Below are 14,504 nucleotides of genomic sequence, written 5' to 3' on the forward strand. Positions count from 1 at the left end.
TTATAATTGAAGCAAATTTTTTATGCGGAATGCCAAGCGGAGGCTAATAGTGGCTTCTGGATCCTTTAAGCTTTTTCCGATGAGCTCCTCGCATTTTTCTAATCGATAGATCACCGTATTGCGATGAACGAAAAGTTTTTTGGCTGTTTCAGAAATTTGACAATGATTTTCCAAAAATAAAAACAGCGTTTGCAGCAGAGCCTGTTTTTCAGTGTCTGCCGGGTCTGAAAGGTTTGTCAAAATCTGTTCGTAAAAATCAATCAGCTCTTCTTTTGGAATCATTTTCAATAGCGTATAAATATCTTTTTTCTTATGAATTTGAATGAATTCTTGATTTCCGGAATACTGTTCTTCTTCCAGCACTTCCAACGCTTCTTTATAGCCTTTTTTTACATCTAAAAATTGTTGGCAAAGACTGCCGACGCCGAATGAGACAGTCCGTTGGAACCTGCTTCTAATTTTCGCTTGCAATTCCTTTAAAAACGGCATGATGGAAGAATGAAGCTCCAGCCATGATTTTTGAATCGGGAAGAGCAAAATGCCTACGTTCCCCTTCACAAAAAAATGAACAGGATTTGGGAACGCATCAGCTTCTTTTTCCATAAATTCAAAAATCCGTTCATTTTCTTTATGGAATTGTGTAAACGTTAAAGATTTTTTTCTTTCATCCAATTTTCCTGCTGCACAAAAATACGATTGATCATTGCGAATTTTAAATTCTTTTGCTTTAATGACAATCTCTTCTTTTGATTGAAAGGCGCCATCTGTAAAATTGATAAAAAATTCATTTTGAACTTTTCGTTTATGTTGTTTAAGAGCATTTTTTTTCATCAATTCAAATGAAATGACATTTGTCGCTTGTTCGATCGTCAACACAAGCGAAGGACTGTGAAAAGGAATGGCATCAAAAACAATTAAACATCCGCTGTTGCTTTCATGAGTGTAAATGGGAAAAACGGAAACAGTTCGTTTACTAGAAATAATGGAAAAACAAGTGTAAGAGCTTGGCTGTAAGAAAAAGCGAAATCCGTCTGTGTACATTTCCTCGATTTCCGGCAGACTCGATGAAACGGAAGATGAAGAAGCAATCATTTGAAAGTGCTGATCCAACAGTAAAATTGGACAGCCGATCAAGTTTGCCAAATTTTCCAGTAATGAGACGAGCCCTTTTCCTCTTAAAATATGGTTTGTAAATTGCTGATGGATTTCAATCGCATTGAGCAATTCGTTTGTCCGTTTGTCCAATATATAGCTTAATGTCTGGTTCACAACCTCTCCTAACGTAACCTCAATCGGCAATTCAATAATTGGGAAATTTTTTTCATTTGCATACTTCAGGCAAGCCTCCGGAATTTCTTCCAAAAATCGCTTCATTTTAATTGCCAACCCTGCACATTGCTGATCCGCCATATTTTTGATGAGTGCGAGCAGATCATTCGGATTGTCTTTTAAATGAAAGGCAGTTGTTACAAGCAGTTCATTCGGTTTCAGGAAATCGATGATATCCGGTGCATCCATCATATTGACGCTGAAAACTTCTCGATCTTTTCCGTTATGGCCGGCGATGAGCTTGGCATTTTTCATAACGGGAATTTTTAATATTTCGGAAATTTTCATTTTTTCAGCCCCTTTGTCTTCAAATTTTAGTGAACATGCACAAAAGATGGTGAAATTTATATCAAAATTGCCAATGTATATGAAAAAGAATAACGATAAAATAAAGTAAATTCACATTTTATGGAACAAAATGTAACAAGGATATTTGCTTATTTTGAATAGAAAAGAGGGAAGAGACATGACAGTTCATTTACTTGGGCCCATTCAGCTTGAAGAGGAAGTTGAAAGGCTGATCGAATGGCTTGCAACATTCGGTAAAACGGAAAAAGGCGGAGTTACCCGGCTGTTATATAGCGAACAATGGCTGTCAGCGCAGGAAGCGTTGAAGGAGAAAATGGAGGAATGCGGATTAGCTCCATATTTTGATGACGTCGGCAACTTGTTCGGCCGAGCAGAAGGATCATCTCCATCCTCCAAAACAATCTTAACTGGTTCGCATATCGATACGGTTATTGAAGGAGGAAAATATGACGGCGCATACGGCATTATTGCCGGCTTGTTGGCGACTCATTATTTATTAAAGCGTTTTGGAACACCAAAAAAAACGATTGAGGTCGTATCCTTATGTGAAGAGGAGGGCAGCCGGTTTCCGCTTACATTTTGGGGGTCAGGCTCTGTAACGGGGAGGCGCTCTTTTAAACATATACAAAAAATTGTTGATTCTAAAGGGATTTCGTTTGTGCAAGCAATGAATGAATGCGGTTTTGGACAGGAAAGATTTCGCCAGCCATTTCGAAACGATATTCAATGCTTTATTGAGCTGCACATCGAACAGGGCTCTGTGTTAGAAAAAAAGAAAAAATCGTTGGGCATTGTCAGCGACATTGTTGGACAGCGCCGCTATCAAGTAAAGGTTGTCGGTGAAAGCAACCACGCAGGAACAACCCCGATGCCCTGCCGGAAAGATGCGGTGGCCATTGCCTCTGAACTGATTACCTATTTAATGAAACAAGCCAAACAGGTGTGCGACCAACTAAGAGTGACCGTTGGCAAAATAAAGGTTGAACCTAACGTTCCGAATGTGATTGCAGGTGAAGTCGTTTTTACGATCGATATCCGTCATCACGAGGAAGAACTATTGGAGCAATTTTGTTCAACATTTTCACGTCATTTTAAAAATGTGAGCGCACAATACAATGTCGATATTTTGTTAAATGAATGGCTGAACGTCAAGCCGGTCAAAATGGATCAACAATTGCTGAGGCTGTCAAAAGAAATTGCAGAAGAGCAAAATCTGTCTCATGAAATCTTGGTTAGCGGAGCGGGACATGATTCGCAAATGTTCGGAACCTATTGTCCGACTGCGCTTTTTTTTGTCCCGAGTCATAACGGAATCAGCCACTCGCCGAAGGAATATACCGCAGCTGCTCATTTAGAAAGCGGCGTTAAGTTTTTAATCGATTATTTATATAGATTGGCATATTAAAAGAAAGGATTGTGGACGAAATGAAATTTCTGCCTCTACAGACACCTAATAGAACGATCATGACACCGGGGCCTGTTGAAGTCGATCCGAGAGTTTTGCAGGCGATGAGTACGCCGATTTTAGGCCAATTTGATCCTGCATTTACTTCGATCATGAATGAAGTAATGGAAATGCTTCGCTATTTATTTCGTACGGACAACAAATGGGCGTTCCCTATCGATGGAACCTCCAGATCGGGCATTGAAGCGATGCTGGCGAGCATTATCGAACAGGGCGACAAAGTGCTGATCCCAATATATGGCCGGTTCGGCTATTTATTAACCGAAATATGCGAACGTTACGGGGCTGATGTCACTACAATTGAGCGTGAATGGGGAACGGTGTTTGACCCGGAGGAAGTAATTAGAGAAATAAAGAAGGTTCAGCCGAAAATAGTCGCGATCGTCCATGGAGAAACCTCAACGGGGTGCATGCAGCCGCTTGAGGAGATCGGGAAAGCTTGCCGGGAGATGGATGTAATTCTTGTAGTCGATGCGGTTGCGACAATTGGAGGAACGGACGTGAATGTCGACGAATGGCAGCTTGACGGCGTGATCGGCGGGACGCAAAAGTGCTTATCGGTTCCATCAGGGATGGCTCCCATCACATATAATGACAGAATTGAAAAAATCGTTTTGTCGCGTAAAAAAGTAGAAAGAGGAATTCGGACGGAATTGGATCAGCAAATGGCCTCAGGTCAAACAATTATTAGCAACTATTTTGATTTAAGCCAGCTTCAAGATTATTGGAGCCCGCGGCGATTAAATCATCATACGGAAGCTACATCAATGCTTTACGCATTGCGTGAAGGCTTGAGGCTTATTATGGAGGAAGGATTGGATAATCGATTTGCACGCCACCGTCTCCATGAACGGGCATTAATGGCCGGGCTGGAAGCAATGGGACTCACATTGTTCGGCGATAAACGCTTTAAACTGCCGACCGTCACATGCGTCAACATTCCGCAGGGCGTCGATGGAGAATCCGTGCGCCGCATGCTGCTGGATGAATTCGGGATTGAAATTGCCAGCTCGTTTGGCCCGCTCCACGGAAAAATCTGGAGGATCGGTACAATGGGCTACAGCTGCCGCAAAGAAAATATTCTCAAGCTGCTGACAGCATTGGAGGCAGTTCTCATCTATCACGGTGTTCGCATAAACAGAGGTGAAGGAGCACAAGCAGCGCTGAGTATGTATGGAAAACAAAGAAAGGAGTCAGCTTTTTCTAGTGTAGTTCATCGATAAATTGTGTCAATGGCGCAAAATTTTGATCATCATTCATTTTTGCAATCGGTTGAGAAATTGATAAATTCATTCAGACGGAAGAGAAAGCGTTCAGTCCATTGATCTATATAAAATTCAGCTGATGCCATTTTTTTAATGATAAGAAATGGAGATGGTTCGAGTGAAATATGATTCTCTTATCAAAAACGGCAGCGTTGTGTTTCATGACGAAGTGAAAAAAACAAATTTAGCTGTTAAAGACGGCATTGTTGTTGAAATTGGCGATGACATTGACGGGGAAGCCGATGTCGTTTGGGATGCGGAAGGCCAATACGTTTTTCCCGGATTGATTGATGTCCATGTTCATTTCAATGAACCGGGCAGAGAGGATTGGGAAGGCTTTTCAACAGGTTCATCTATGCTTGCAGCGGGCGGCTGTACAACGTTTTTTGATATGCCGCTCAACGGTGTCCCTTCTACAACTGATCTTGAAGCTCTTCAACAAAAAGGAAAAATAGGCGAGGAAAAGTCATTCGTTGACTTTGGATTGTGGGGCGGGCTTGTTCCGGGCAATAAAAATGATTTAGCGCCTCTTGCGGAAAAAGGAGTTGTCGGATTTAAAGCTTTCATGTCTCCGAGCGGCAATAAAGAGTTCGCAGCGGTTGATGATAATACGCTCTTGAATGGAATGAAAACGATCGCCGGCTTGCGTAAAATTTTGGCTCTTCATGCAGAAGACGGCGCAATGGTGCAATTTTTGCAGAGAGAAAAAGAGCGGCAAGAAAAATTCGGTCCGGACGATTATTTACAATCAAGACCGATTGCTGCGGAATGGCTAGCTGTCAGAAAAGCCATTACATTTGCGGAACAGACCGGCTGTTCTTTGCATTTCGTTCATATCAGCAGTGCAGAAGCCGTTGAAGAAATCCAGCAAGCGAAGAAAAGAGGACTTGATGTCACATTGGAAACGTGCCCGCATTATCTTTTGTTTGACCATGAACATACGAAAAAGCTTGGAGCGGTTGCAAAATGCGCTCCCCCATTGCGCGAATTAAGCGACCAAAAAAAATTGGTTGATTTGTTTTTAAAAGATCAGATTGACTTTGTCGCATCCGACCATTCCCCGTCGCCATGGAGCTTGAAAGAAGATGAAACGAATTTTTTCAATGTTTGGGGAGGAATCAGCGGGGGACAATTTACATTGATGGCGATGATCGAACTAGCGGTTCGCTATCGCATTCCTTTTCCGAAGCTGATTCATTGGACATCTGCTAGACCCGCCAAACGATTTGGATTGGACGGGAAAAAAGGGGAAATTGCAAAAGGAAAAGACGCAGATTTTGTGATTATAAGTTTAAAAGATTCCTTCACAGTCGAGAAAAACAGTTTGCTTCAAAAACACAAGCATAGTTTATATGTCAATCATACATTTCCTTGCAAAATCCTTGCGACATTTCAACGGGGGAAATTGGTATTTGACAACGGGCGCATACGGGCTTCCAAGCCTCTTGGCCAATGGCTGAAGTTATGATGGAAAGGGTAAGGGGGCTGTCTAATAAGTCGATTTTCCGGCTTATAAACGCCCCTTTAATGTTTTAGAAACGTTGATATATCAATGTTTATAATGTTTCGTTTTCAATGGATTTTGACTTTCTGGACAGCTTTTTTTTGAACGTTTTCCGTATCCTCCATTTTGCAATCATGTTCCGTGAAAAGTTTTCAAAATTTTTTTAGCACGTTATCTGCAGCCTTAAAGGACTTGTCGGAAAACCGAAACAGGAAGTTTGGTTAGGTAAATAAAAATGTGAACAGGGGATCTGCGAATATTGAGGTTGGCCCAATAAATAAATGAATAGGTCAGTCTTACGAATTTGTTCAGCTTTTTTGCCGAGTGACAACAGGTTTCGAGGTCTCCAAAAAAACGCATAGATGCCTTCTCCTAAATCGTTACCTTTTCTTTAGAAAATTCAGGAAGAAAGAAAGTGAGGATTGCTGAAATGACTAATATGATTATTGAAAAATAAAAAGCAACATTATAATTCCTGTGGTAACTGTATAGTAAACCCGGCACATAGGCTCCTAGTGCTGATCCAATTTGGTGGCTGAAAGATAGCCAACCAATGATAAAACCAACAGAGTGTTGTTTAAAGTATTGCGTGAACAATTGCGTAGGAGCAACAGTGGAAAAATCAACCAATCCAAAAACGATAGCGAAAACAATTAAAAGCAGAGGGTTATAGCTATAGAATAGAATAAACAACGATAATGCCCGTATAACATATAGACAGATGAGCATTTTTCGACTGCTCCAGCGATCTGCTAACACACCAGAAAATAGTATTCCTACAATATTAAAAGCGGCCAATATAGTTACTGCTGCACTAGTCGCACTTGTTGGAGCTCCACACAACTGGGCATAAGGGATAAGATGTGTATCCATTAAACCTGTAGTGGTAAAACCGCAAACGCTAAATGGTAAAATCAAGAACCAAAATTGTTTTTTACGAAAGCATCCCAAATTGAAAAATCATTGAATTTACTTGGCTGTTCAGTTGTGCTTTCTTCTTGATCCATTCCGCCAATTGGCAACATACCTTTTTCATTAGGATGGTTTCGTAAAATTAACAGGACAATTGGAAACACAACAATCATTAAAAAACATCCCAAGATGATGACCGTTGCTTTCCAATTCAACCATTGAATTAATAATAGAGATCCTGATACCAACAGCATTTGTCCGGCACCAAACCCTGCTTCGACAATCCCTAAAGCAAATCCTTGTCTTTCATTAAACCAGTTTGTAACGACTACTGTTGCAGCCACGTTTGACGCTCCGCCAACCCCAAGTGATACAAATATGGCATATAGAATAAACAATTGTCATGGATGATGGACAAAAGCTGTTAATAGAATACTAACTGCCACCAAAAAAGTACTGACAGAAAGGATTATACGAGGCCCAAATTTATCAACTAACCTTCCTATAAATGGTTGGGAAAGTCCATAAACGATAAAGCTTAATGTCGAAATTAGCGATACCGTCCCTCTGTCCATTGAAAATTCCCTTTCCCAAGGTTCAACAAAAGCCCCGAAAGAAAGACGAACACCTTGAACGGCTAAAAGAGATAAAAACGTGACAAATAAAATAACCCAAGCATAGTGAAATCGTAACATCATTTTAGTTTAGTCTCCTAACTTCAAAATTTTAAAGATTCAATATTTTTTCTATTCTACCGAATTGGATGTTTAAGTCAAGCCATTTTTTCCAATATTTTTCTCCGTCAATCGCGGCAAAAATCAGTTCATATTCCGAGATGGTGGTTATTTTACAGAAGACGGTCCCAGTGATTTGAATATGCCAACTGTCGGCGCCCCCCAATCGTGCCAAAATCTCTGTTCAACCGATGCAAATCAAAGGATTGGCAAAGTTTCCCTGAAAATAATCAATCAAGCATAAAAAATGAAATGCGTATATAACACTTTTTTGGGGTTTTTATCTTCACTATAAGGAATTGCAAGTCTCCATGACCAATAATGACGTGATGCCCGTATCCGTTTTTATCTTCACTATGAGGAATTGCAAGAAATACGAAAGAGAGAAGTTTGGAGGCCATTATTTATCATACAGCTAAATTGCCAATTATTTATGTTTCAAAAGAGCCGTGCCAACAATGATTGAACGTGCGGAAAAGAAAATAGCGGAGAGAAAAATAGAAAGCCTCTTCTGCCTTTAAATGGGTAAAGAGGCTTTGTCTTTGTTTGTGCATTTACAATTGCTTCACGGTTTCGTTCGCTAATCATATGATCATTTGTTAAAATTGTGCCGTCTAAGTCGATTGCGATTCATTTCATTAGCATTTTTCCACTGGCGTTAGGAATTTCACTACATCGTCAACAGCTTCACAACTTGTTTTGTCCGTTCATGACTATTTATATCGGATTCAATTTTGTCGTTTTTCACGCAGTTTATAAATTCTTCTACTTCATAATACATCGTTTCAAATTTATGTTCCACGGTTAAATCTTTTATTTCACCGTTTCGATATTTGATGACAACTTTCTTCGGATCACTGATTTTGTCAATTTCAATAACACCTTTTTCTCCTTGGATCTCACTAGGGAAAAAGGAGTCTGTTATTTTGGAATACATGACGACTGCTTCAAAATTATCATAATGTAAAATCATACTCCCTTGACCGTCTGCACCGGTGGATAAGTAATAGTGATTTTTTACTATGGATTTTGGTTCGCCGACTAGATGAACAATCGGTGCTAAGCAGTATACACCCAAATCCATTTTCGAACCGTTTCCTAATTCCGGTTTAAAGGCGTTTTCAATAATTCCTTCTTTATATTTATCATATCGTGAAGAATATTGATTGTAATGGAAAACAAATCGTCTGATCGGAGCGATTTCGTCAAGATGTTTTTTTAAATTTAAAAAGGTCGGTGTAACGGTTGATTTCATCGCTTCCATAAACATGGTATTGTAAGTTTTGGCTGTTTGAATGACCTCATCCATTTCTTGCACGGACGTTACTGCCGGCTTTTCGCAAAGAACGTGAATTCTATTTTTCATGGCCAAAATACTTTGTTCGGCATGGAATTTGTTGGGGGATGCAATATAAACGGCGTCAATATTGCCGCTTTGAAACATTTCTTCAAGGTTGGTGTACACGTGTTTTATCTGATATTTTTCGGCAAACATTTTTGCTTTTTCCATTGTTCTCGAATAAACAGCGCCGAGAGAAAATTCCGGGTGTGCGCTTGCAGCTTTTATAAAATGGTCGGTAATCCAGTTTGTTCCTATAATACCAAATCTCATAACGAATCCCACCTTTATTGTTCATATTTGTACATGAATATCATATTATAACATGTTCTGCAGCAGCTTTTTATTCGACTATCTGTTTTTTGAACTAACTTAAAACTCCATGTCAATAAAAACCAAAACATATTAACATGGTAAGAGCTGTCTGAAAAGTCCCGAAAAAAAGAGTAAACGACAGTTTCTTTTCATCTGCTTTTCTGTTTTGATCGAATTTCTGAAAAGGATAAACAGGCATTCAGAGTGGGAGCAACCCAACTCGCTTGGTCAATCGGACCGACCATTACATTTATACTGGCCGTATTATTGGTACCCTTAAGATTATTCGGTTCGGGATTGCCTTGGCACCGAACACGCAGGGCAGGAAATTGAAAAGAACGGTATGGAATTTTGGAAACGGAAGAAAAAGTTACGAATATTTAGAGAAGTTGCTTCACGACTTGCTTAAGCAGCTTGGTAATCCTTTGACTCGGGCAGAAAAGTGCACATTTCAAACAAGGGAAAAATCTTGTAGAATATGTAAAGAGAAAATAAAAATAGGAGAGGATAGAATGCCAGTATACAACAAACTTGTCCGTGATAAAATTCCGCAAATTATTGAACAAACGGGAAAGACATTTACAACGAGAATATTGGAAGATGACGAATATCGCAAAGAGCTGCGAAAAAAAGCATTTGAAGAATTAGAAGAATATATGAATGCGAGTGATAATGAAACAGCGCTGGAAGAATTGGCGGATGTGCTGGAAATTATTCATGCTCTTGCCGAATGCCACGGATCGTCGATCGAACGCGTTGAACAAATTCGAGCGGAAAAAGCAGAGAAGCGGGGAGGATTTAAAGAAAAAATCTTTTTAGTCGAGGTACACGATGAGTAAGGTCGAATTAATTCAACGCAATCTTATCGAAAAGATACAGGAACATATCGAAACATCGTCAACCATATACATATTGACCTCGTTCGTGATGAAATCGGGTGTCCGCCTGCTGAAAGAAACATTGAAAAAAGCGGCGGAACGAGGGGCGGATATTAAAATTTGCGCTGGCGATTATCTCTTTGTCACCCAGCCGGAAGCGCTTCGTGAGCTGATCTCTATTCATCCGGACATCGAGGTACGATTATGGCGAAGCAGGGGAGTATCTTTTCACCCAAAAGCATATTTATTTGAAAATACAACGAGCGGCTATTTTATTGTCGGCTCATCCAACTTATCGAAATCGGCGCTGACAGAGGGAATCGAATGGAACATCAGGTTGGATAAAACTGTCGATGAAAACGTATTTGCAGAGTCAATGGAAGAGTTTTTGAAGCTGTTTTACGCTGATGAAACAGTACAAGTGAACGAAGAGACGTTAAAGGACTATGAAAAGCAGTATCATGACTATCACCAACGGCATCCGAATCTTGCGCGAACGTGGGCGGAATCGGAAGAAGTTGAATTAATGCTTCCAGTAGATAAAGCGGAGACGGAAATCAATGAACGTGATCATGACGTAATTTACGATCCAGCAACGGTCACATACGAAACGATTCAGCCGCGCTTTGCCCAAGTGGAAGCGCTCGAGCGGCTGGAAGCGGCTTACGAAGAAGGCTACGACAAGGCGATGGTTGTCATGGCGACAGGACTTGGGAAAACGTATTTAGCCGCATTTTTTGCCCGCAATTTTCAAAAAGCGCTGTTTATCGCACATCGTGAAGAAATTCTTCGTCAGGCGAAAAAATCGTTTCAACGCGTCATGCCTAACAAAACGTTTGGCATTTATGACGGAAACGTGAAAGAAAAAAAAGCTGATATAATCTTTGCTTCGATTTTTACGTTAAGCATGAAAAAACATTTAGAAGCATTCGCCAAAGATGCCTTTGACTTGATTGTGATTGACGAATTTCATCATGCTGCCGCTCGTTCGTATCAGCGAGTACTGAATTATTTTCAGCCAAAATTTTTACTTGGGATTACGGCAACGCCAGATCGCAAAGATAATAAAGATGTATATGCCATTTGCGATGGCAACGTGGCGTACAAAATTGATTTTATCGAAGCGGTTCAGCGCGGATGGCTTGCCCCATTCCGTTATTACGGTGTTTACGACGATACGGATTATTCCAAGATCAAATGGCTCGGCAACCGCTATGATGAGGCAGAACTGCTTCAAGTGCAGCTAAGGGAAGAAATGGCGGACAAGATTTTAAAAGCATGGGAGAAATATAAGAAAACAAGAACGCTTGTATTTTGTTCATCGATCAAGCAAGCCGACTTTTTATCGGAATATTTTCGAAAACGAAATTATCGAACGGTCAGCCTTCACTCTAAACAGACAGACATTCCTCGCGACAGGGCAATTGCAATGCTGGAAAAAGGAGAATTAGATGCCATTTTCACGGTGGACTTATTTAATGAAGGCGTCGATATTCCATCGGTGGATACGTTGCTGTTTGTCCGGCCGACGGAGTCGCTTACCGTGTTTACCCAGCAAGTGGGCCGCGGACTTCGGTTGTATGAAGGAAAGGATTATTGCGTCATTATCGATTTAATCGGAAACTATCGCAATGCAGACGTGAAATTAGCGTTGTTTGATACGGAACGTGGGGAAGGTAAAAAGAAAAAAGCGTCACTGATCCCAACTGTTCCAAAAAATTGTTCGATTCACCTCGATGTACGAGCAATTAATCTATTAGAGGAAATGCGGAAAAAACGCCAGCCGCGTCGTGAGAAACTATTATTTGACTATCAACAACTAAAACAGGAACTCGGTTATCGCCCGACATACTTGCAGCTTCATCTCTATGGAAGAAGTGAGGCGTCTGAATATAAATCAGAGTTTAAATCGTATATCGGATTTCTTTATTGGGCTGGGGAGCTGTCAGAACGAGAGAAAGAAATTTTCTCAAAGTATGAATCATGGTTAGTGGAAGTAGAACGCACTCCGATGACAAAAAGCTACAAAATGGTTGTTTTACAGGCGATGCTTCAACGGGGTTCTTCACGATGGCATTTGCCGATTACGCCGCAAGAGGCAGCACCATTTTTCCATCGCTATCTAACCGAGAAAGAATACCGGAAGCGCATTGATTTTTCAGACAAGGAAACAAAACGGCTATGGGTTTACGATGAAGAAAAAGTAAGCAAACTTATCGCTAGAATGCCGATGACGAAATGGAGCGGGAGTTCAAACGGACTTCTTTCCTTTGACAACAATGTGTTTTCTTTAACATTTTCCATCGGACCGGAAGACGAAGAGATTTTATACCAATGGACGAAGGAGATTTGTGAGTACAGGTTGCATGTGTATTTTGAGAGAAAGAATAAATAATTGTTTATGAGAACAGAAGCTAATACACGCTTCTGTTTTTATTTATACCGACACGATTCGACAACATTTTTCTTATGTTTTCGATACGATAATTTTAGGCATTTTTTACTATATGTGGAGGGATTCGATGAAGCCAGGAGCAAAGAAGTTACTAGAATACTTACAGGAAAATAAAGAATTAGATTTTAAAGATGCTAAAAATATAGGAAGTTTTTGGACTGATAAAACCATTAAGCGCTTTGTGGAAGAATACAATGATATTTTTGTTGTTGAAAACCAAAAAGTAAGACTTAAGAAGGGGGAAAACTTACAGTCTTATAAGACTCATATAGATGTGAATGAATATGTTCAAATGCGTTCAACGATTCTTTCAGAATTAGAGAAATTTCTCGTTGGTCCATTTGAAGAAAATGAAACTCTCGGTCGTAGAAAAGCACCAATGGCCCTTTATCTAACTGGGAAGCTTGTTCCATTCGGTTCCACTTTTGATGTTATTAATGAAGAAGAAAATCATATTGAAACAAAACAATTATTAGAAGATGAAGCGATGGATGAAATGCTTATTCATCGCCATGTATTTCGTCCATCTGCGATGGGATTTAGTTTTAAAATGAAATCCCTTTCGAGTCAGTAGCGTTGCATAAAAAATAAAAACATTTTATGCAGAATTTTCTGAATAAAATATTTTATAATAAACGAAAAACAAGGCAGTAACCAACTAAAGGTGATCACTATCCATTTGGTAATAAATGTATTTGTTTTATTGTTACATGGCTACTGCGCTTCGCCGACTTTTTTCACTCATTCTCGTTGAATTCGTTCCACCCACACGGTACTTGGTTTCCAAAGAAAAACGCAAAGCCAACGATAAATCTGGGTGAGAGAATGTTTCGATTTCATTTCAAGTTGAATAAGAATGAGTAAACAGTAAGAAATCAGAGCTAAGTAAACCTGATTTTCTACAGCTTCTGGACTCGTTCCATAAAGATGTTTGAGTGTTAAACGTTGCTTAATCCACTTAAAAAATAGTTCAATGGCCCATCGAGAACGATAGATATCACCAAGTTCTTCTGGATCTTAGGTCGAATCGGTTCGTAATGATTCGAATTCGATTCCCGTCCGAATCGAATGTTTCGATTAATCGAAAGACATTTTCCGTTCGTTTTTGTGGTGTCCCAATGACCACCATCGAATCAGATAAAATAGAGGAATTGGATGGGACAGAGAACGATTCAAGAAATCGAACATAGGCATTCTTTTTCAGACGGGAGGCGAAAAAGAGGCCTTTATCACAGGAATAATCGAACTTTTCGTAGTCTACATAACCACGATCAAACACGTACATGGCATCTGTTTCGTCGATCAGTTGTTCCATTTGTGTTCGATCATTGTTCCCTGCTGGGGTCATGACCATTTTTTCCGGATAAACCGTATCTTCATTGACAAACACCAGTCGTAAATGAACCTTAATTCCCGACTTCGTTTTGCGAAACGTAGCCCATTGATATTTTTTCAGATTCAGTGAAATGGTCGTAGAATCCACGATTTTTAAGCCACTCACCTGACTGGAGGAATTCGTGGACATCTGGCGGATTTGATTCACTAAATCCAGAAAGATTTCTGCGAGCAATTCGGGTTTTACTTGGCGATGTTTTCGAGAAAGTTGTGAAGCACTAATAGATGTCAATCCTAATTCTCGCTGAAAATCATCCAGTAACGCATCATCGGCGATGGCGCGCAGTCCTTCTCGTTGTTGAAGTTGAGCATGCAAAAACAAAAGTAAATACGCTTTTGTGGTTAATTTTTTCGTATATTTATCTTGTTTCATCTCTTCAATTCTTTGTGTAAATTTAACAGAATTGAGAGGAGTGACCCATTTACCAAATGAAGAAAATAGTGTATCCTTGTCCATAGGCTTCATCCTTTATATTGGATTTGGACAGGGACCACCTGTACCATCCATTATAAAGGATTTTTTTATGGACTTTTTTCAATTCGGAATTTTCGAATTAAATTAATGCAACGCTAGTGGATAAAAGTATAAAAAATAAAGCACTCG

Annotated in this window: 10 protein-coding genes and 2 pseudogenes; 6 read left to right on the forward strand and 6 right to left on the reverse strand. The window is 39.9% G+C overall.

Annotated elements, in window-relative coordinates:
* The gene (locus tag NSQ44_RS07240; protein ID WP_340856259.1) at window positions 1–1,617 is read right to left on the reverse strand and encodes a PucR family transcriptional regulator; all 1,617 of its coding nucleotides are present in this window, start codon (window positions 1,615–1,617) and stop codon (window positions 1–3) included.
* Between the two features lie 178 nt (window positions 1,618–1,795).
* Between NSQ44_RS07240 and allC the strand changes: the two genes are divergently transcribed.
* The 3 genes from allC (at window position 1,796) to NSQ44_RS07255 (ending at window position 5,836) form a co-directional block, all read left to right on the forward strand.
* Window positions 1,796–3,043 (forward strand): allantoate deiminase, encoded by a 1,248-nt coding sequence (gene allC, locus NSQ44_RS07245; protein WP_340856260.1) that lies wholly within the window; start codon window positions 1,796–1,798, stop codon window positions 3,041–3,043.
* A 20-nt stretch (window positions 3,044–3,063) separates the two neighbouring features.
* On the forward strand, window positions 3,064–4,326 hold the full coding sequence (locus NSQ44_RS07250; protein ID WP_340856262.1) for a pyridoxal-phosphate-dependent aminotransferase family protein: 1,263 nt from the start codon (window positions 3,064–3,066) through the stop codon (window positions 4,324–4,326).
* Window positions 4,327–4,486: 160 nt separating this feature from the next.
* Complete coding sequence (locus tag NSQ44_RS07255) at window positions 4,487–5,836, forward strand: allantoinase (RefSeq protein ID WP_340856264.1); 1,350 nt, start codon at window positions 4,487–4,489, stop codon at window positions 5,834–5,836.
* Window positions 5,837–6,244: 408 nt separating this feature from the next.
* On the opposite strand, the pseudogene NSQ44_RS07260 reads toward NSQ44_RS07255, so the two are convergent.
* From NSQ44_RS07260 to NSQ44_RS07270, 4 genes and pseudogenes are all read right to left on the reverse strand, one after another.
* A pseudogene (locus NSQ44_RS07260) lies at window positions 6,245–7,482 on the reverse strand (MFS transporter).
* Between the two features lie 28 nt (window positions 7,483–7,510).
* Entirely contained in the window at window positions 7,511–7,693 is a 183-nt protein-coding gene (locus NSQ44_RS07265) for a hypothetical protein (RefSeq protein ID WP_094245591.1), read from the reverse strand.
* A 263-nt stretch (window positions 7,694–7,956) separates the two neighbouring features.
* The gene (locus NSQ44_RS19000) at window positions 7,957–8,148 is read right to left on the reverse strand and encodes an HAD hydrolase family protein (RefSeq protein WP_420534721.1); all 192 of its coding nucleotides are present in this window, start codon (window positions 8,146–8,148) and stop codon (window positions 7,957–7,959) included.
* Window positions 8,149–8,188: 40 nt separating this feature from the next.
* Window positions 8,189–9,130 (reverse strand): Gfo/Idh/MocA family protein, encoded by a 942-nt coding sequence (locus tag NSQ44_RS07270; RefSeq protein WP_340856267.1) that lies wholly within the window; start codon window positions 9,128–9,130, stop codon window positions 8,189–8,191.
* A 554-nt stretch (window positions 9,131–9,684) separates the two neighbouring features.
* Here NSQ44_RS07270 and NSQ44_RS07275 point away from each other — a divergent pair.
* From NSQ44_RS07275 to NSQ44_RS07285, 3 genes are all read left to right on the forward strand, one after another.
* Entirely contained in the window at window positions 9,685–10,011 is a 327-nt protein-coding gene (locus NSQ44_RS07275; protein WP_015864194.1) for a nucleoside triphosphate pyrophosphohydrolase, read from the forward strand.
* On the forward strand, window positions 10,004–12,445 hold the full coding sequence (locus NSQ44_RS07280; RefSeq protein ID WP_340856273.1) for a DEAD/DEAH box helicase family protein: 2,442 nt from the start codon (window positions 10,004–10,006) through the stop codon (window positions 12,443–12,445). Before NSQ44_RS07275 ends, NSQ44_RS07280 begins: the two co-directional genes overlap by 8 nt.
* Before the next feature lie 127 nt (window positions 12,446–12,572).
* Window positions 12,573–13,079: a hypothetical protein gene (locus NSQ44_RS07285; RefSeq protein WP_340856276.1), complete on the forward strand. Its 507-nt coding sequence runs from the start codon at window positions 12,573–12,575 to the stop codon at window positions 13,077–13,079.
* A 167-nt stretch (window positions 13,080–13,246) separates the two neighbouring features.
* On the opposite strand, the pseudogene NSQ44_RS07295 reads toward NSQ44_RS07285, so the two are convergent.
* Window positions 13,247–14,357: pseudogene (locus tag NSQ44_RS07295) on the reverse strand (IS4 family transposase).
* Window positions 14,358–14,504: the final 147 nt, after the last annotated feature.

The sequence above is a fragment of the Aeribacillus sp. FSL M8-0254 genome, assembly GCF_038008845.1.
In the GTDB taxonomy this organism is placed as follows: Bacteria; Bacillota; Bacilli; order Bacillales; family Aeribacillaceae; genus Aeribacillus; species Aeribacillus composti.